At 61.3% G+C, this 17431-nt stretch carries 17 protein-coding genes; 13 read left to right on the top strand and 4 right to left on the bottom strand.

The window, feature by feature from the left end; translation table 11 throughout:
- The first annotated feature begins 67 nt into the window (after positions 1-67).
- Positions 68-1081: a GlxA family transcriptional regulator gene (locus tag AAEO81_RS19435; protein WP_256665461.1), complete on the top strand. Its 1014-nt coding sequence runs from the start codon at positions 68-70 to the stop codon at positions 1079-1081.
- Positions 1082-1271: 190 nt separating this feature from the next.
- Positions 1272-2612: a sorbosone dehydrogenase family protein gene (locus AAEO81_RS19430; RefSeq protein WP_341958598.1), complete on the top strand. Its 1341-nt coding sequence runs from the start codon at positions 1272-1274 to the stop codon at positions 2610-2612.
- A 324-nt stretch (positions 2613-2936) separates the two neighbouring features.
- Here the strand turns inward: AAEO81_RS19430 and AAEO81_RS19425 are convergent, their stop codons facing one another.
- Together AAEO81_RS19425 and AAEO81_RS19420 are read right to left on the bottom strand one after the other, a co-directional pair.
- On the bottom strand, positions 2937-3767 hold the full coding sequence (locus AAEO81_RS19425) for an IS3 family transposase (protein WP_341964544.1): 831 nt from the start codon (positions 3765-3767) through the stop codon (positions 2937-2939).
- 8 nt (positions 3768-3775) lie between these two features.
- The gene (locus AAEO81_RS19420; RefSeq protein WP_341957599.1) at positions 3776-4084 is read right to left on the bottom strand and encodes a transposase; all 309 of its coding nucleotides are present in this window, start codon (positions 4082-4084) and stop codon (positions 3776-3778) included.
- Between the two features lie 489 nt (positions 4085-4573).
- Here AAEO81_RS19420 and AAEO81_RS19415 point away from each other — a divergent pair, with 489 nt between their 5' ends.
- Positions 4574-5452 carry a DMT family transporter gene (locus AAEO81_RS19415; RefSeq protein ID WP_341958597.1) on the top strand — a complete coding sequence of 293 codons (879 nt, stop codon included), beginning with the start codon at positions 4574-4576 and terminating at the stop codon, positions 5450-5452.
- Between the two features lie 71 nt (positions 5453-5523).
- On the opposite strand, the gene AAEO81_RS19410 is transcribed toward AAEO81_RS19415, so the two are convergent.
- Positions 5524-6432 carry a DMT family transporter gene (locus tag AAEO81_RS19410; protein ID WP_341958596.1) on the bottom strand — a complete coding sequence of 303 codons (909 nt, stop codon included), beginning with the start codon at positions 6430-6432 and terminating at the stop codon, positions 5524-5526.
- An 85-nt stretch (positions 6433-6517) separates the two neighbouring features.
- On the opposite strand from AAEO81_RS19410, the gene AAEO81_RS19405 reads away from it, so the two are divergent.
- Both AAEO81_RS19405 and AAEO81_RS19400 read left to right on the top strand, forming a co-directional pair.
- On the top strand, positions 6518-7852 hold the full coding sequence (locus AAEO81_RS19405) for a PLP-dependent aminotransferase family protein (protein WP_341958595.1): 1335 nt from the start codon (positions 6518-6520) through the stop codon (positions 7850-7852).
- A gap of 174 nt (positions 7853-8026) precedes the next feature.
- Positions 8027-8710 (top strand): ATPase, encoded by a 684-nt coding sequence (locus AAEO81_RS19400; RefSeq protein WP_341958594.1) that lies wholly within the window; start codon positions 8027-8029, stop codon positions 8708-8710.
- Positions 8711-8776: 66 nt separating this feature from the next.
- Here AAEO81_RS19400 and AAEO81_RS19395 read toward each other — a convergent pair whose 3' ends face one another.
- A complete protein-coding gene (locus tag AAEO81_RS19395) occupies positions 8777-9424 on the bottom strand; it encodes an XRE family transcriptional regulator (protein ID WP_341958593.1) in 648 nt (215 codons plus the stop codon).
- 346 nt (positions 9425-9770) lie between these two features.
- Here AAEO81_RS19395 and AAEO81_RS19390 point away from each other — a divergent pair, with 346 nt between their 5' ends.
- The 8 genes from AAEO81_RS19390 (at position 9771) to AAEO81_RS19355 (ending at position 17424) form a co-directional block, all read left to right on the top strand.
- On the top strand, positions 9771-10631 hold the full coding sequence (locus tag AAEO81_RS19390) for a transporter substrate-binding domain-containing protein (protein ID WP_341958592.1): 861 nt from the start codon (positions 9771-9773) through the stop codon (positions 10629-10631).
- 45 nt (positions 10632-10676) lie between these two features.
- Positions 10677-11474, top strand: coding sequence for an amino acid ABC transporter ATP-binding protein (locus AAEO81_RS19385; RefSeq protein WP_341958591.1), 798 nt, complete (start codon positions 10677-10679; stop codon positions 11472-11474).
- Between the two features lie 2 nt (positions 11475-11476).
- Entirely contained in the window at positions 11477-12151 is a 675-nt protein-coding gene (locus AAEO81_RS19380) for an amino acid ABC transporter permease (protein ID WP_341958590.1), read from the top strand.
- 1 nt (position 12152) lies between these two features.
- The gene (locus AAEO81_RS19375; protein WP_341958589.1) at positions 12153-12809 is read left to right on the top strand and encodes an amino acid ABC transporter permease; all 657 of its coding nucleotides are present in this window, start codon (positions 12153-12155) and stop codon (positions 12807-12809) included.
- A gap of 67 nt (positions 12810-12876) precedes the next feature.
- Positions 12877-13251 (top strand): RidA family protein, encoded by a 375-nt coding sequence (locus AAEO81_RS19370; protein WP_341958588.1) that lies wholly within the window; start codon positions 12877-12879, stop codon positions 13249-13251.
- A 3-nt stretch (positions 13252-13254) separates the two neighbouring features.
- Complete coding sequence (locus AAEO81_RS19365; protein WP_341958587.1) at positions 13255-14511, top strand: D-amino acid dehydrogenase; 1257 nt, start codon at positions 13255-13257, stop codon at positions 14509-14511.
- Between the two features lie 163 nt (positions 14512-14674).
- A complete protein-coding gene (locus AAEO81_RS19360) occupies positions 14675-15085 on the top strand; it encodes an ester cyclase (RefSeq protein WP_341958586.1) in 411 nt (136 codons plus the stop codon).
- Between the two features lie 119 nt (positions 15086-15204).
- Positions 15205-17424, top strand: a complete 2220-nt coding sequence (locus AAEO81_RS19355) for an EAL domain-containing protein (protein ID WP_341958585.1) — start codon at positions 15205-15207, stop codon at positions 17422-17424.
- The last annotated feature ends 7 nt before the right edge of the window (positions 17425-17431 follow it).

The following is a 17431-nucleotide window of genomic DNA, read 5'->3' as shown; positions in this document are numbered from 1 at the left end:
CGTCGAGTCATCGGCACGTGCGCGGCGCCCGCATCCGGGCGCCTGTTTTCAAGCGAAGAGGCAAACGTTGAGCGAAAGACGCGAGTTCAGTGGGGGCATGAAGGGCAAGAACCTTCGTTATCTGGACGACAATAAAAAGACACCCTCTGCGACCACCCGGGCAGGCTTCCTGCTGCTCGAACATTTTTCCCTGCCGGCCTTCACCCAGTTTCTCGACACCCTCGTCACGGCCAACCTGTTGCGCCCGAAGCTGTTTTCGTCGCGCACCTTCGGGTTGCAGGACGGCGAGGTGACCAGCGACCTGGGCCTGGTCATCCGCCCGGACGCGCGCCTTGAACTGTCGGCGCTCAAGGATCTGGACCTTCTGGTGATCTGCGGCGGCTATCGCACCGAACTCAAGGTCATGGAGTCGCTGAACCACCTGCTGATCACCGCTTCCGACCTGGGCCTGACCCTGGCAGGGCTGTGGAACGGCGCGTGGTTCCTCGGCGCCGCCGGTCTGCTGGAAGGCTACCGCTGCGCGATTCACCCCGAGCATCGCCCGGCGCTGGCGGAAATTTCAAAGGTCACCCACGTCACCAGCGAACCCTTCGTCGTCGACCGCCAGCGACTTACGGCATCCAGCCCGTCCGGGGCGTTTCACATGGCGCTGGAGTGGATCAAGGAACTCCACGACAAGGCGTTGGTGGAAGGCATCGAAGACATCCTGTCGTTCGAAGAATCGCGCTACCGCCGCATCAAACCCAGCCCGCACATCTCCGTCAGCGCGCCGCTCAAGGAAGTCGTCAAACTGATGGACGCCAACCTCGAAGAACCGCTGGAAATGGAGCAGCTGGCCGTCTATGCCGGACGCTCCCGGCGACAGATCGAACGGCTGTTCAAGGAGCAACTGGGCACCACGCCCCAGCGCTACTACCTCGAACTGCGCATCACCGAAGCCCGCCGCCTGTTGCAGCACACTGAACTGTCACAGGTTGAAGTGCTGGTGGCCTGCGGCTTCGTCTCGCCAAGCCACTTCAGCAAGTGCTACAGCTCGTACTTTGGTTATCGGCCTTCCAAGGAGAAGCGGTTGGTGAAGTGAGCGGCGTGTGTCGTTCCGGGCATGAGCCCAACAGGCCGGGCAGTTGAACCCTTGTGCCTTCCGTGCGGTCGGTTATTCGTGCCTGAAGGACAAATCTCATTTGTGGCCCCCGGCCTGTTCGGTGTCGGGCGACAGGGCGATACTTCGGTCAATTCCAATTCGGCCCAGGGATGGCCGCCAAGAGGTTCGAATGATGAAGCCGTCGCAACGCGTTGTACTGCTGATGACCACCGCGGCGCTGTTGAGTGCCTGTGGAGAGAATTCCAAGTTGCCGTTTCAGGCCGGCGTCGGGCCCAACCCGCAGTTGCCGGAGCCGACCAGCAGCCTGATTCCGACGCTCAAGGTGTCGAAGGCCGTGGGCTGGAAGGGCGATGACACGCCCAAGGCACCGCAGGGTTTTAAGGTGCAGGCGCTGGCCGACAACCTTCAGCACCCGCGCTGGCTGTACAAACTGCCGAACGGCGACGTGTTGGTGGCCGAGAGCAACACGCCGCCGAAACCGGAAGGCTCGAAGGATGGCGGCAGCGGGTTCATGGCGTGGGCCAAGCGCAAGGCCACCGGGATTGTCATGGACCGCGCCGGTGCCGAAGCGCCGAGCGCCAACCGCATCACCTTGCTGCGTGATGCCGATGGCGACGGCAAGGCCGAGGTGCACACGGTCTTCATCAGTGGCCTGACGTCGCCGTATGGCATGGCTCTGGTGGGCAACGAGTTGTTCATCGCCAATGCCGACGCGGTGGTGAAAGTGCCGTACACCGCAGGCCAGACGGAAATCACCGCCACGCCGGTCAAAGTCACCGACCTGCCAGCGGGCCTGAACCATCACTGGACCAAGAACATCGTGGCCAACGCTGACGGCACCAAGCTGTACGTCACTGTCGGCTCCAACAGCAACGTCGGCGAGAACGGCCTGGAAGCGGAAGAGGGCCGGGCGGCGATCTGGGAAGTGGACGCCAAGACCGGCCAGAAGCGCCTGTTCGCCAGCGGCCTGCGCAACCCCAATGGCCTGATCTGGAAACCGGGCAGCACCGAGTTGTGGACCGTGGTCAACGAGCGTGACGAAATCGGCAGCGACCTGGTGCCGGATTACCTGACCTCGGTGAAAGACGGCGCGTTTTACGGCTGGCCGTGGAGTTATTACGGCGGCCACGTGGACGTGCGCGTCCAGCCACCGCGTCCGGACATGGTCGCCAAGGCCATCGCCCCCGATTACGCCCTCGGCACCCACGTCGCACCGCTGGGCTTGACCTATTCCGACGCCAAAGGCATGCCGGAGAACTTCTCCAACGGTGTGTTCGTCGGCGAACACGGCTCCTGGAACCGCAACCCGCAATCGGGCTACAAGGTCGTGTTCATCGGCTTCGACAACGGCAAACCGTCGGGCATGCCCATCGACTTTCTCACCGGCTTTCTCAACGCCGATGGCGAGGCTCAAGGACGGCCGGTCGGCGTGATTCTGGACCAGCAAGGTGCGTTGCTGGTGGCGGATGATGTCGGAAATAAAGTGTGGCGGGTGAGTCGCACGAAGTAGGCGCACGGATAGCCGGCGGTGGCGGATGGGCCAGGCCATACCAGACGATCAGGATTTCCTGTGGGAGCGAATTCATTCGCGAACCGGCGGTACAGTCGACGCATCTCCATCGCCTGAGCCCACTTCGCTAATGAATTCGCTCCTACAAGGGAGAGGCTTCGTACTCCAGGGCTGCGACCGACACCAAACCTGTGGGAGCAGCCGGAGGTTACGACGGCCGCGAAGGCGGTGTATCAGGCGATGCATCTGTGACTGCCTTGACGCGAATCCTCTGTAGGAGCGAATTTGTTCTGGTCAAGTCTTTCCGGACACCGATTACGGTGATCACCCCGCCTGCAGCTCCATGGCTATCGGCGACAGGTAATTGTTATAGCTGTGGAGCCTGATTCGGTTGTAACGCATGAAGAAGCTGGTCATGTCCCGTCTAGCTTCTTCGATTTCTGAGTAGCCCTTGGCAGGCACCCATTCTGACTTGAGCGTGCCGAAAAATCGCTCCGTTGGTGCGTTGTCCCAGCATTGCCCCCTGCGGCTCATGCTTTGCGTGATCCCATGCTCAAGCAGCTCGGACTGGAAACGCTGGCTGGTGTATTGGCAGCCTTGATCTGAATGGAACATCAAACCCGACTGTTTACCTCGAACCTCCACCGCCATTCTCAGTGCCTTGCTCACCAGGTTGGCGTCATTGATCAGAGAAAACGCCCAGCCAACGATTCGGCGAGCGAACAGATCAATGACCACTGCCAAGTGATACCAGCGCTTCCCGACCATCAGGCTGGTGACGTCGCCACACCAGACCTGATTGACTCCTGTTGGCTTGAAGTTACGTTCGAGCAGGTTCTTGGCGACAAAGGCCTCGACACCTCTGGAGCGATACTGATGGCGGCGGCGCTGCCTGCTGGTCAGATTTGCCTCCGCCATGAGTTTCCCAGCCAGATGTCGCCCTACCTTGATCTGTAGCGCCTTCAAGGACTGAGAGATCATTCTCGCACCTGCACTTTCCCTGCTTTCCCTATGCAATTGGACGACCTGGGCCTTGAGCGCCTCACGCTTGGCATCAGGCAACGAACGGCGATGAAGCCAGTCATAGAACGCGCTTCGGGAAACGCCAAGAGCGCAGCAAAGCTGGCTGGTCGGATACGCACCTGACTCTCTCAGTTCCTCAATCAGGAAAAACGATCGGGATCCGACATCAAGAGAGCGGTAGCCTTTTTTAAGATTTCGGCCTCGGTCTCCAGGCGTTTGATTTTGGCGCGTAACTGCTGGAGTTCTCGCTGCTCGTCGCTGATCGCTTTGGTGCCTGCCAAAGGCTGGCCTTTCTGGCGCTCTTTACGAACCTGATCCACCCAGCGGCGCAGAGCCGTTGGGCCGACGTCCATCGATGCGCAGACGTCAGGAACCGAACAGTTGTCGTCAAGAACCATGCTGGCAGCACGTTGCTTGAACTCGCGGGTATAGGTTTTTCGCTCTTGCATGGAACCTCCTGAATGGGCGAATCATATCGCCCTTAAGAGGTGTCCGGGATCATTAGGCCAGTTCAATTCATTCGCGAAAGGGCCGGTACAGCCAATACATCTCCATCGCCTGAACCGCCTTCGCGAATGAATTCGCTCCTACAGGGAGGGGCGCCGTACTCAAGGTCTGAGACCGACACCGAAATCGTGGGAGCAGCCGGAGGCACGACGGCCGCGAAGGCGGTGTATCAGGCGATGCATCTGTGACTGCCTTGACGCAAATCCTCTGTAGGAGCGAATTCATTCGCGAAAGGGCCGGTACAGCCAATACATCTCCATCGCCTGAATCGCCTTCGCGAATGAATTCGCTCCTACAGGGGAGGGGGTGTCGTGCTCAATGTCTGCGACCGACACCGAACCTCTTGCGGGCGTCAGGTGCCTTGGACCGTTCCTTCAACTGTGGTGTACTCCCGCGCATTCCTGCACACCTTTTGACTGTCCGGCGGTTCGATGACTGTTTCTTCCCGTTCCAGCCACGTGATCGGCATGTGGCTGATGGTGGGCGTGGCGTTCGTGTTTGCCACCCACGATGCGCTGTCCAAAAGCCTGATCTTCGTCCTGCCGGTGATTTTCGTGGCGTGGGCGCGGTATCTGATTCACACCTTGCTGGTCACCAGCGTGATCATCCGGGAAAAAAGTCGCGCCGCCTTCCACACCAAACGCCCTTGGCTGCACTTGCTTCGGGCCGTGTTTCTGTTGGGCGACAGTCTGACGTTTCTGTTCGGCCTGACCCACGTGCCGTTGGCCGAATCAACCGCGCTGGTGTTCCTGGCACCGGCCTTCGTCACGATCCTTTCGCCGCTCCTGTTCGGCATTCGCGCGGACCGCTTGCAGTGGGTATCGGTGATCGTCGGGTTCATCGGTGTGCTGGTGGTGATTAACCCGGCCAGTGACGGGTTTTCGCTGTGGATGCTGTTCCCGTTGGCCTGTGCGTTCTGCTTCGCGGTGTACCAACTGTTGACGCAACTGGCCGGGGAGTCGGACAGCCCGTCGGTGTGCAGCTTTTATGTGGGTGTTTTCAGCACCGCACTGTTGAGCCTGGTGGTGCCGTTTTTCTGGGTCAGTCCGACGTTGACCCAATGGCTGATGTTGCTGGTACTGGGCAGCCTCGGTCTGTCGGCGCATTTCCTGATTTCGAAATCCTACCGCTACGCCTCGTCGTCTGCGCTCGCGCCGCTGGGCTATTTGCAGATCGTGTTCGCCACGCTGTACGGGATGCTGTTCTTCGGCAATTACCCGGCGCTGTTCTCGGTGGCGGGCATGGCGTTGATCTGTTTCAGCGGGCTGCTGGTGTACGGCAGGCGTACGGCCGCAGCTCTGAGCAACTGAGCGCGTTCAGCGAGAAAACCGACGCGCGGCTAACGTGAGAACCGGCGCGGCTATGGTGAGAACCGGCGCGGCTATCGTGAGAACCGGCGCGCCGCTGCCACACACAGAATCACCGCGACGGTGACGCCGATCATGCCAGGGCTGACCTGTTCATGAAGTAGGGTCGCTGCCAGTGCCAGTCCGAAAAACGGTTGCAGCAATTGCAACTGCCCCACGGCCGCGATCCCGCCTTGCACCAGCCCGCGATACCAGAACACGAAGCCGATCAGCATGCTGAACAATGAGACGTAACCCAGGCTCAGCCATGCCGGCCAGCTTAGGTGGGCAAGGGTGGACGGGGCGGTCAATGCCGTCAGCGCCAGCATCACGGGCAGGGAAATCACCAGCGCCCAGCAGATCACCTGCCAGCCGCCCAGGGTCCGGGAGACTTTCGCCCCTTCGGCATAGCCCAACCCACACGCGAGGATCGCCAGCAGCATCAGGCAGTCGCCGACCGGGGAGGCTTTCAGTCCTTGCGACAACCCCTGAGACACTGCAAACCCGACCACCAGCGCGCTACCCAGCACCGAAAACAGCCAAAACGCTGGCTTGGGTCGTTCACCGCCGCGCAACACCGCGAAGACTGCGGTCGCCAATGGCAACAGGCCGACGAAGACGATGGAATGCGCTGACGTGACGTATTGCAGTGCCAGCGCTGTGAGCAGCGGGAAGCCGAGCACCACCCCCAACGCGACGATGCACAGCGGCAGGATGTGATGCCGCGCCGGGCGCCGTTCCTTGAGCAACAGCAGCATGCACAACGCCACGGCACCCGCGATGGAGGCCCGGGCCACGGTCAGAAACACCGGCGCGATTTCCTGTACCGCGATGCGTGTCGCGGGCAGCGAGCCACTGAAGATCACCACCCCGATCAGTCCGTTCAGCCAGCCGCTGGAGGCTTTCACGGGGTTGCTGTGTTGCAGTTTCGATGCGTTTTCCATGCTGATCGTCCGGTGCCAGGTTGCAGTTGACGCATCCTAAGGCGCAGTGTCAGGACAATCAAAAAATTGTCATGGATACAGCCCCATGCCCCGCGCTCGCTACAAAACCCTCGTCGACACCTTTGCCAGCGACATCGCCTCGGGCGCCTTGCCGCCAGGCACGCGTTTGCCGACCCACCGCCAATTGGCCGAGCAAGAAGGGCTGGCGCTGGCCACGGCGTCTCGGGTCTATGCCGAGCTGGAGGCGATGGGCCTGATCAGCGGCGAAGCCGGGCGCGGCACCTTCGTTCGCGAGATTGCGCTGCCGCTGAGCCATGGCGTCGATCAACAGGCAGCCGCCGTGGGCGTGCTGGACCTGAACTTCAACTACCCGGCATTACCGGAACAGGCGGAGTTGTTGCGCGTGGGGTTGCGGCAACTGGCGTTGTCAGGGGATCTGGAGGCGTTGCTGCGCTATCAGCCCCACGCGGGCAGAGGCCATGAACGGGCCTGTATTGCGCGGCATCTGGCGGAGCGAGGGCTGCAGGTCGAGGCGGAAGAGGTGCTGATCGTCAGCGGCGCTCAACACGGGCTGGCGGCGACGATCATGGGCTTGCTCAAACCGGGGGACGTGGTGGCGGTGGATGCATTGACCTATTCGGGTTTCAAGGTGATCGCCGACGCCCATCGGCTGGAACTGGTGCCGATCCCGCTGACCGACACCGGCCCTGATCTGGAGGCGTTAGAGGCGCTGTGTCGTAAACGCCGAATCAAGGCGGTCTACGCGATGCCGACCCTGCACAACCCCATGGGCTGGGTCCTGGATTTGCCTTGGCGCGAGCGTCTGGTCGGCATCGCGCGAACACACGGTTTGTTGTTGATCGAAGACGCGGCCTATGCCTTTCTCGCCGATTCGCCCCCTGCGCCGCTGCGAGCGCTGGCCCCGGAGCTGACGGTCTACGTCTCGGGCTTCTCGAAAAACATCGCCACCGGCCTGCGGGTAGGGTTCGTGGTCGCGCCGTTGCAGTGGGTGCCTGCGATTGAACGGACAATACGGGCAACCACCTGGAACACGCCGGGGGTGATGACCGCGTTGGTCTGTGGCTGGATCGAAGACGGCACCGTCCTGCGGCTCGAAGCGGAAAAACGTGAAGATGCGAGGAAACGGCAAACCCTGGCCCGGAAAGCCTTGGAGGGGCTGAAGGTCATCGGCCATCCCGCGTCGTATTTTCTGTGGCTCCCGCTGCCGGAAGAGGTGCGGGCGGATCAGGTCGCGGTGGCGTTATTGTCGATGAACGTCGCGGTGTCCACCGCCGAACCGTTCGCCATTTCCAGCCCGGTGCCCCATGCGATTCGGTTGGCACTCGGGTCGGTGGACATGAGTGCATTACAACAAGCGTTGCATAAAGTTCGGCAAGTAATCGGTAACTTGGCCTTCTGAGTTAGTCCGTATAAGCATAGGGCGAAGTTGCTTTATTCAGTAAAACGTAAAGGACCTTTTCCGTCTGTCTACCATTCGTGAAATCGATAGTGAACATCACCAATCGGGAGTTCTTTTTTTCCAGCAAAGGAGCAGGATAGAGCCATACCGAACTGGCGTTAGAGGACACCCGCGATGAGAATTTCAACCCTGCTGACACTTGTCGCCGTCCTCACTGGGGGCATCGCTGCCACCGCGCCTGTTTATGCGGCCACCGCTGCCGTGGATGAACATTCCTGCCATTTCGCGCCCGTGGCTGACAGCAACATTGCGTTGAGAAAAACCCAGTCGGTGGGCGTTCTTTACAGCGAAAACACCGTCAGCACGCTCCAATACCTTGAGCGTTATCACGCCGTGGCATTGAAGGGCGTGAAAAATGGCGCGCTGGACTCGCGGATTCGTGAGGCCTTCGTCAACAGCTCCGATCCGAAGCTGGCGATCGATTGGCTCAAAGCGTCGATTGCCAAAGAGTTTGCGTCGGTCACTGTTTACGACAACCTCGATGCGTTGATGAAAGCGCGCCCTGATGTGGTGGTCATGCTCGACACCTACAACCAACTCGTGACCCAGCGTAATAGCAAAGTAGAGGCACGGTTTGTCGCCAAGTTTTATGACGAAAACCTGCAATACATTGGTAAAGCGGAAGGTGCGGGTGCTCAGGAGCTGACATCGGTCTGGGTTCACGACAAGGCCGCCCCTGAAATTGCCGCGCAGATCGATCAGCAGCGCGCGTTGCAAGTCCACGCCCTGAAACAATTCGACGCCTCGCTCAAAGCGCTGGTGACCTCGGGTGAAGTGGCGCAGGTGGCGGGGAACTGAAGGTCCCCGTTGCTGGACTGGCCGAAGGTGCGACGCCTCGGCAGCGACGCCGAAGACGGCGTCGCATCAGGTGCGCTGGCGCGAGACAACGCTCAGGAATCGAGCGGGTTGCGTAATGCCGTAGTAGGCGTGCGGAATCGAAGCATCGAAGTACACGCTGTCGCCCTGGGTCATTTCAAGCGGGGCGTAGTCCTGCATGAAAAACACGATGGTGCCCTCTAGCACCAGCAAGAACTCTTCCCCTTCGTGCCCCTCCAGCGTACGCAAGCCGGTGTCCGGAATCGCGTCGACGATGGTCGGCTCCATACGCTTGGTTGCAAGGTCCGCCCCCAACCATTCATACACCCCCCGCGCTGTGTTGTGCATCACCCCGCTGCCCGCCCGATTGACCACGCGACATCCCGTTGCAGAGCGCTGTTCTTCCTCGCCTAACATGTCGGCCCAGCGGATTTCCAAGGCTTCGCACAGCCGCGCCAGCACGGCGTAGGTCGGGGAGATGAGGCCGTTTTCGATTCTTGAGATGGTGGAGATCGAGACGTTGGACTTCTCGGCCAGTCGGGTCAGCGACCATTTGAGCTTCTTGCGTTGCATCGCAATCATCGGCCCGGGCTCATGCATGGGGCCGGGCACGTTGGGAATGCGTTCAACCGACGCCTCGATCTGGAGCGCCGCCTTTTTTGGCGAAGGGGCTTTGTCGCGAGTCTTGACGCTCATGGGGAATGTCCGGAGTCCAGTAGACGGGCAGGCCGAGAGTTTGCAGCATTTTGCACGGCTTCTCAATTGAGAAAAATATTTGCATTTATGCAAAATCGACGATAGATTTCATTTCGCCAACACTAAAAAGAACACGTTTCACCGTCTCACTGTTCAGTCTGCCCAGCCTGTTGTTCGAAGTTTGCAATCGTCAGCGACGACGCAAGCCAGTCCATCAATTCTCCGTGGTAGGTGACTCATGACTTCAGATTCGACTCTTTTTCAACGGGGACTGTCCCGCCGCTCATTACTCAAAGCCTCCGCTTATGGCGCCGCTGCATGCGTTGCCGCTGGCGTCCTGGGCCCCGTGTCCAAAAGCTTTGCAGCCAGCGCACCCATCAAAACGATTCGGCCGGGTTACCTGACCGCCGCCTGCATGGGTGACATGCCATTGGGGGCCGTGCGGGACGGCCAGCCTGTAGGCACTGACCTGGAAATGCTCAAGCTGATCGCCGATCGGCTGCAGTTGAAGCTGGACATTCTGCCGATGGGCTTCCCGGCAGTGATCGAGGCGGTGCGATCAGGCCGGGCCGACTGGTTCGGCGGTAACTTCGCCTGGAACCCGATGCGCTCCAAAATCCTGCTGCTGACAGACCCTGTGTTCTACACCGGCGCCTACATCATCATGCGTGACAGCGAGCCGTTTGCGTCCACGATCAGCGCAGATGATCTGAAAGGGCGCACGCTGGGCAGCAACACCGGCTACTCCGTGGTGCCCGACATGAAGAAAATCCCGGGCGTCAAGGAAGTCAAACTCTACGACAACTCAGACGCCTGCATCCGTGACGTGGTTGCGGGGCGTCTGGACTTCGCCGTGCTCGACGCCCCCACCATCGACTACATGATCCTGCAGAACCCCGGCATGAAGCTCAAACAGGTGCCGATGGCGTTCGATGAGCGTTATCCAAACCTCACCGGGAAATTCCAGGCGATCTGGGGCGTTTATCCGAAGCATCACGATCTGTTCGACGCGATCAACCAGGGCGTCCGGTGGCTCAAGTCCACCGGCCAGATTGCACCCATCCTGGCCAAGTACGGCATCAAGAACCCTGATTATCTGGTGCCGATGCCGGTCGATCCTCGGCTCGGTGTTGACCGAGACGCCCAAGGCAATCTGCTGGGACCCTTCGAACATCAAGCGCGCGATTTCAGCCCAGTCTTCAGCTGATTGCCTGTCAACCGCCGCGTCGCGATTCTCGAAAAGGGTTTTTCCATGTCGTACACACCACCTACCGCTTCGGCGGGGCAGCCGCTCGTCCGTATTCAAGGGTTGCACAAGTCGTTCGGTCGGATCGAGGTGCTCAAGGGCATCGACTTGAACGTCCTGCCGGGGCAGAAAGTCTCGCTGATCGGACCGAGCGGCTCGGGCAAGACCACGCTTTTACGCTGCATCAACTACCTGGAAGAACCCTCATCGGGAGACATCTATATCGATAACCAGTTGATGGGGCAGCGCCAGGTCGGCGAGCGCCGGGTGGCCCTGCGTGACGCAGAACTGGCGCGCATGCGGGGCTCGATTGGCATGGTGTTTCAGCGCTTCAACCTGTTCGCCCACCTGACGGTGCTGCAGAACATCATGCTCGGCCCGCTCAAGGTTCAGGGCCGCCCGGCAAAAGAAGTGGCGGAGCAGGCGCGAGCGCTGTTGGCCAAAGTCGGGCTGCATGGCAAAGAGCAGGCGTTCCCTGATCAGCTGTCCGGCGGCCAACAGCAGCGGGTGGCCATTGCGCGCGCGCTGGCCATGAAGCCCAAGTTGATGTTGTTCGACGAGGCGACGTCCGCGCTGGACCCGGAGCTGGTCGGGGAGGTGCTCGGCGTCATGCACCAGCTCGCCGAGGAGGGCATGACCATGATCATCGTCACCCATGAAATGCGTTTCGCCGAGCAGGTGTCGGACCAGGTGGTGTTCATGGCGGACGGCCGCGTCGTCGAGCAGGGTTCACCTGCTCAGGTGTTTCGTGACAGTCAGGTGGACCGCACCCGCGCCTTCCTGCGCGCTGTGCAGGAGCGTTGACCGTGGTGTTCATCGATGAGCTGGAACGTGCCCTGTCGCTGTTTCCCTATTTTCTTAAAGTGCTCGGCTTCGGCGCGCTCAGCACCGTGGGGCTGACCGTCGCCTCGTTTGCGGTCGCGATGCTGCTGGGGTTCGTCCTGGCGTTGATGCGTATTTCCCGCAGCCTGTGGCTACGTTCCCTGGCGAGCGTGTATCTAGAACTGTTCCGCAACGTGCCCATCCTGACCCAGCTGTTCATCCTGTATTTCGGCCTCGCCCATCTCGGGCTGACCTTGCCGGCGACGGTCGCCGCGATCGTCGGCTTCGGGCTCAATGGCGCGGCGATCCTGTGTGAAGTCTTTCGCTCGGCGATCAACAACGTGGACAGAGGCCAGGGCGAGGCCGCTGCGGCCATCGGCATGACGCGGCGGATGGCGATGCGCATGATCGTGCTGCCGCAGGCCGTCAAGGTAGCGTTGCCAGGCATGGCCAACTTCGCCATCGGCCTGCTCAAGGACACTTCCCTGGCGTCCGCCGCTGCAGTGCCGGAACTGGCATTCAAGGCCCGGATGCTGGTCAGCGAAACGTACCAGACCAACCTCATTTACCTGATGGTGGCCGTCATCTATCTGGTCTTGAGCCTGGTACTGGCGAGAGTAGGCAATCGCGCCGAATCCAGCTTGCGCAGGGGGCACTGAGATGACGTATTACGAACTCTGGCAGGCCTGCCGCGAAGAACTGCTGAGCGCCGCCGTCTCGACGTTGCAATTGGCGTTGAGCGCATTGGCCATCGGGTTGGTCGTGGGCATGGTCGTAGCGCTGCTGCGCATGAGTCGCCACCGTGGCGTCGTGCGTCTGGCCGTGGCCTATGTGGAGCTGTTCCGCGGCACCCCGGCGCTGGTGCAGCTGTTCATTTTGTACTTTGGGCTGACAGCCATCGGCATTGAGTTCAGCTCCTTTCAGGCCGCGACCATCGGTCTGGGCCTCAACGCATCGGCTTACCTCAGCGAGGTGTATCGCGCAGGCATCGAAGCCGTGCCCAAAGGCCAGTTCGAAGCCGCCCAGACCATCGGCATGACCCGCTTCAAGATGTTGCGCTGGGTCGTCCTGCCTCAGGCGATCCGCGTCGTGCTTGCGCCGATAGGCAATGTGGCGATTTCCCTTTTGAAAGACACGTCAGTGGCGTCGCTCATCGCCACGCCCGACCTGATGCTGCGGGCCCAAGACCTGAGTTCGGTGTATTTCATGCCGCTGGAAACCTATCTGATCGTGGGGGCCCTGTATTTCGCGCTGTGTTTCCCGCTGTCGATCGCCGTCCGCATGCTGGAGCGCAAAACCTCCAGAACGTCCACCTGACGCAACCGCCCCCCGGGTCTGTTCAACCGCTATCCCAACCGCAACCCCCACTTCAAAAGGAGTCACTATGCGTAACGTCATCACAACCGGCCTTCCAGAGGGATCCGCACCGGTCGAATGGGCCACTGTCGGCGGCAAGACCCTTTACACCGCGAGTATTCCGATCTATCCCGACGGCAGCATTGAAACCGGCGACATCGCGACCCAGACCGAACTCACACTCAAGAACCTGAAGCAGACGATCGAAGCCGCAGGGGGGACCATGGACGACTACACCCAGCTGCAAGTCATCCTCACCGACAAGGCTTACTTCGAGGGGATGAATGCGGTTTACCGGGCGTTTTTCAATACGCCATTCCCCAACCGCGCGACGATCATCGCCGATCTGATGGTGCCGGGCGCCAAGATTGAAATCATTGCCAACGCCTACCTGGAACCGTAAGCCATGACCGCCACGATCATCATTGGAGCGGGCGTCATCGGCGCCACGACGGCCTGTTTTCTCGCCCGGGAAGGATTGTCGGTCACCGTTCTGGACAGCCAGCCTGCACCCGGCATGGAAACCAGTTTCGCCAATGGTGGTTTGCTGGCGGCCAACAGCGCGTTGCCCTGGTCATCGCCAGGCACGCCGCTGCAAATGCTGAAATGGCTGGGGCGTGAAGACGCGCCTCTGCTGCTGCGTCCCTCGGCCATCCCCGCGCTGGGCAGCTGGGGGCTCAAATTTCTGGCCAACTGTCGCGACAGCAAATACCGCGACACGGCCAACACCTTGACCCGTTTCGCGCAACATAGCCTGGGCCTGATGGACACATTGCTGGCCCGCGATGCGATGAAGTTCGACTTGGGGCGGGGCGGGTTTCTGGAAATCTTCAAAGGCCCAAACGCGCGTTCGAGCGCAGAAGCCTTTGCCACGCTGCTGGAGCGAATGGGCGCTAGCGTGAAACGTTTGGACCGGCTGGGGTGCGTCACGCTCGAACCCTCGCTGTTGCCGATCGAGTCGAGTATCGAGGTCGGGCTCTGGCTGGAAAATGACTGCTGGGGGGATGCGCACAAATTCACTCAGGAGATATCACGCGTCGCGGCGGGCGAGGGGGTCCGTTTTCAATACGAGACGCAGGTGACAGGGCTGGAAGTGGCGTCCGGTAAAATCACCGGCGTAAAACTGGCCAATGGGCGAATCGAGGCGGCGCGGGTCATCGTCTGCAGTGGCGCGGCCTCCCCACGGCTGCTGGCGCCCTGGGGTGTGAAGCTGCCTATCACGCCGGTCAAAGGCTACTCGCTGACGTTGGATCGGGATGAGGTGGGTATCGCGCCAACGCGGCCCATTGTCGACGATCACGAGCATATCTGTGTCACCCCGCTGGGTAACCGGCTGCGCGTGGCCGGCACCGTCGAGTTCGCAGGCAACGACCGTACGCTGCGTGAATCCAGAGTGGCGAACCTCAAGCATGCATTGAGCAACCTTTACCCACAGATCCGCATGCCCGCTGAGGTCAACGCCTGGTGCGGCATGCGGCCCATGACGGTGGACGGATTGCCGTACATCGATGCCACCCCCGTGGAAAATCTCTTCGTCAACACCGGGCATGGCGCCCTGGGGTGGACGCTGGCGTGCGCCAGTGCCGAGCGGATCAGCCACCTGGTCAGGGGGTCTTATGCCCCGAATGTCGGCGCGTTCAAGCTGCACCGAAGGGTGATCTGAAGGTTCGGGGGGATCGATGGCGCCCGAGGCCTGTTGCCGTACCGCTTTGACAGGGCTCGCAGGACGGCAAGATGACCGATGCACCCTTTGAACTAACGTCGCGCCATGAAGCCCTAATTTCCGAAGGCTGCACCCGCAGCGATAAAAAAAGGGAGCTTCCCCCATGTCCGAACCCGAAATCCTCAGCCTGTATCGCCGTTACATCGATTGCCTGAACCGTCAGGACTGGGCCAACCTCGGCCGGTTTGTCGATGAGGAGGCCCATTACAACGGCCAGCGCATCGGGCTGGAGGGCTACCAACGCATGCTGGAGAACGATTTTCGCGCCATCCCCGACTTACATTTCGGGATCGACATGTTGCTGGCGGACCCGCCGCACGTCGCGGCCCGCCTGCGTTTTGACTGCACCCCGGTGGGCGAACTGTTTGGCGCGGCGGTCAACGGCCAGCGCGTGCAGTTCACCGAGAACGTGTTCTATGAATTCAGCGACGGGCGGATTCGCAACGTGTACTCGGTCATCGACAAGGCGGCTGTTCGCGACCAAGTAACCGCCGCTTCGCAGAATGACCGCTAGCCCCTGCAGAAACAGCCGGTTACGATAGCCAATCGCAATCATCGGTCGGCCGCAGCGTCTCGCTGACGGCCGGTCCAGACGAGTCGCTGTCGTTACCGTCGATGCATTCAGGTGTCTGCATGTTCAAACCCACACTGGCCGACTGGGCCGCCACACGTCGCAGTCGCCACTTGATCCTGCGCCTCTTTCCGGCGATCTGCGCGCTGTTGCTGCTGATCGGGCTGAGTGGCTACCTGCTGGTGCAGAACGCGCTCAATCAGGATCGCGACGTGCAGCAGCGTTCGCGCACGTTCATCTCTCGCACGCTGGATCAGGTGCGCAACGAGGTGGGGCGCAACATCATCAACTACGCCAAGTGGGGCGAGGCCTACAAACACTTGCACATGGTGGTGGACAAGCCGTGGGCTGACGAACAGCGCAACGTCGGCGCGGTGCCCTACGAGTTGTACGGCTACAACGGCGTGCTGGTGATTGATGCCAACGACCGCACCCGTTACGCGGTGATCGATGGCAAGCCCTCGATGATTCAGGCCGGCGACTGGCTGGAAGGCGATTTAAGCGCGTTGATCGCCGATGCTCGCCAGTCCACTCAGGAGAACGACGGGCTGGTGCGCGCGTTCAGCGTCGACGGCGTGCCCGCGCTGGTGGCCGCAGCGACCATCAGCCCGGCGTCCGACCCGCTGATCGAACCGGTGCCCGGCCCCGCGTCGGTGATGATGTTCGTGACCATCCTCGACCCCGCCAAGCTCGCGCACCTCAGCGACACCTACGGTCTGCCGACGATCTCCGTGTCCCCCGCGCCACGGCAGGGCTATGACCAGATGCCGCTGCTCGGTTCCAGGATCGAATTGGGCTGGGTGCCGCCCAAGCCCGGCATGGACCTGCTTCAACAGACCTTGCCGCTGTTCATTTCCGGGGTGCTGGTGCTGGCGATCGTCCTCGCGATGCTGGTGCGGTATGCGCTGACGTCGGCGCGACAGATCGATGCGCAATTCGACGCCTTGCACGCGAGCCAACTGGAACTGACCAGCAGCGAGCAGCGTTTTCGCCAGCTGTCGTTGCATGATTCCCTGACCGGCTTGTCGAACCGCTTGCGCCTGCACCAATTCCTCGACGAACACCTGGATCGACCGGCGCCGTCAGCGCTGACGGTGTTGAGTCTGGACCTGGACCGCTTCAAACCGATCAATGACGCGCTGGGCCACGCCATCGGCGACCGCGTGTTGCAGGAAGTCGCCCAGCGCCTGCGCAGCCACGCGCAACCGAATGGCATGGTCGCGCGGCTGGGGGGCGACGAATTCATTCTGGTGCTGGTGGGCGAGACGCGAAAAGGCGACATCATTGAACTGTGTGGGCGGGTGGTGGACGACCTGTGCCGACCTTTGGAGGTCGAGGGGCAGACCGTGTTCATCGGCACCAGCATCGGTATCGCTCAGGCCCCGGAAAACGCGCACACCGCCGCTGAGCTGTTGAGCACCGGCGACATTGCGCTGTATCAGGCCAAAGGCGCCGGTCGCAACACGTGGTGTTTCTACGACGACAGCATGAAAACCCAACTGGTGGCGCGTCGTCAGCTCGAACAGGAACTGCGTCAGGCGCTGCTCGACGGTCAGTTGCGCCTGCATTACCAGCCGCGTTACGCCACCGTTGGCGGCTCGCTGCGCAGTTTCGAGGCGCTGGTGCGTTGGCAGCATCCGGAGCGCGGCCTGCTCCCGCCCGACACCTTCATCGGCCTCGCGGAAGAGACCGGGTTGATTCAGCCGCTGGGGCAGTGGGTGTTGAACACTGCGTGCCGCGAAGCGATGACCTGGCCGGACGACATCGGCCTGTCAGTGAACCTGTCGCCGGGCCAATTGGCCGAGAACGAAGACGTGGTCGCGGTGGTGGCCGCCGCGTTGCTCGACAGCGGTTTACCCGCCAGCCGCCTGGAGCTGGAAATCACCGAGCGCGTGCTGCTCGATCATGCTCACGCCGCGCTGGCGACGCTCACGGCGCTGCGGGCCCTGGGCGTACGGCTCAGTCTGGACGATTTCGGCACCGGTTTTTCATCGCTGGCGTACTTGCGCAAATACCCGCTGGACGGGATCAAGATCGACCGCAGCTTTATCTCCCACATGACCGAGCGCGGCAACGATCAGGCGATCGTGCAGGCGATGATCGATCTGGGGCGCTCGCTGGGCATGACGGTCACTGCCGAAGGCGTTGAAACCCTGGAGCAACTGGAATGCCTGCAACGGCATCCGTGCGATGAGGTGCAGGGCTTCCATTTCAGCAAGGCGGTGCCTTCTGAGGAATTGGCGGCGCTGTTTGCTCGGGATGCGGCACGTCCGTTGGGCTGACAGGCAG

The organism is Pseudomonas sp. RC10, assembly GCF_038397775.1.
Lineage (GTDB): Bacteria > Pseudomonadota > Gammaproteobacteria > Pseudomonadales > Pseudomonadaceae > Aquipseudomonas > Aquipseudomonas bambusae.
The sequence above is the reverse complement of the archived record's forward strand: the minus strand, read 5'-3'. Positions and strand labels throughout refer to the sequence as shown.

Bases quoted from the DNA above. Each gene is read 5' to 3' on its own strand.
- AAEO81_RS19400 (WP_341958594.1), top strand. From the start codon at position 8,027: ATGAGAATTTCAACCCTGCTGACACTTGTCGCCGTCCTCACTGGGGGC.
- AAEO81_RS19430 (WP_341958598.1), top strand. From the start codon at position 1,272: ATGATGAAGCCGTCGCAACGCGTTGTACTGCTGATGACCACCGCGGCG.
- AAEO81_RS19405 (WP_341958595.1), top strand. From the start codon at position 6,518: ATGCCCCGCGCTCGCTACAAAACCCTCGTCGACACCTTTGCCAGCGAC.
- AAEO81_RS19360 (WP_341958586.1), top strand. From the start codon at position 14,675: ATGTCCGAACCCGAAATCCTCAGCCTGTATCGCCGTTACATCGATTGC.
- AAEO81_RS19355 (WP_341958585.1), top strand. From the start codon at position 15,205: ATGTTCAAACCCACACTGGCCGACTGGGCCGCCACACGTCGCAGTCGC.
- AAEO81_RS19375 (WP_341958589.1), top strand. From the start codon at position 12,153: ATGACGTATTACGAACTCTGGCAGGCCTGCCGCGAAGAACTGCTGAGC.
- AAEO81_RS19395 (WP_341958593.1), bottom strand. From the start codon at position 9,424: ATGAGCGTCAAGACTCGCGACAAAGCCCCTTCGCCAAAAAAGGCGGCG.
- AAEO81_RS19370 (WP_341958588.1), top strand. From the start codon at position 12,877: ATGCGTAACGTCATCACAACCGGCCTTCCAGAGGGATCCGCACCGGTC.
- AAEO81_RS19420 (WP_341957599.1), bottom strand. From the start codon at position 4,084: ATGCAAGAGCGAAAAACCTATACCCGCGAGTTCAAGCAACGTGCTGCC.
- AAEO81_RS19385 (WP_341958591.1), top strand. From the start codon at position 10,677: ATGTCGTACACACCACCTACCGCTTCGGCGGGGCAGCCGCTCGTCCGT.
- AAEO81_RS19365 (WP_341958587.1), top strand. From the start codon at position 13,255: ATGACCGCCACGATCATCATTGGAGCGGGCGTCATCGGCGCCACGACG.
- AAEO81_RS19415 (WP_341958597.1), top strand. From the start codon at position 4,574: ATGACTGTTTCTTCCCGTTCCAGCCACGTGATCGGCATGTGGCTGATG.
- AAEO81_RS19410 (WP_341958596.1), bottom strand. From the start codon at position 6,432: ATGGAAAACGCATCGAAACTGCAACACAGCAACCCCGTGAAAGCCTCC.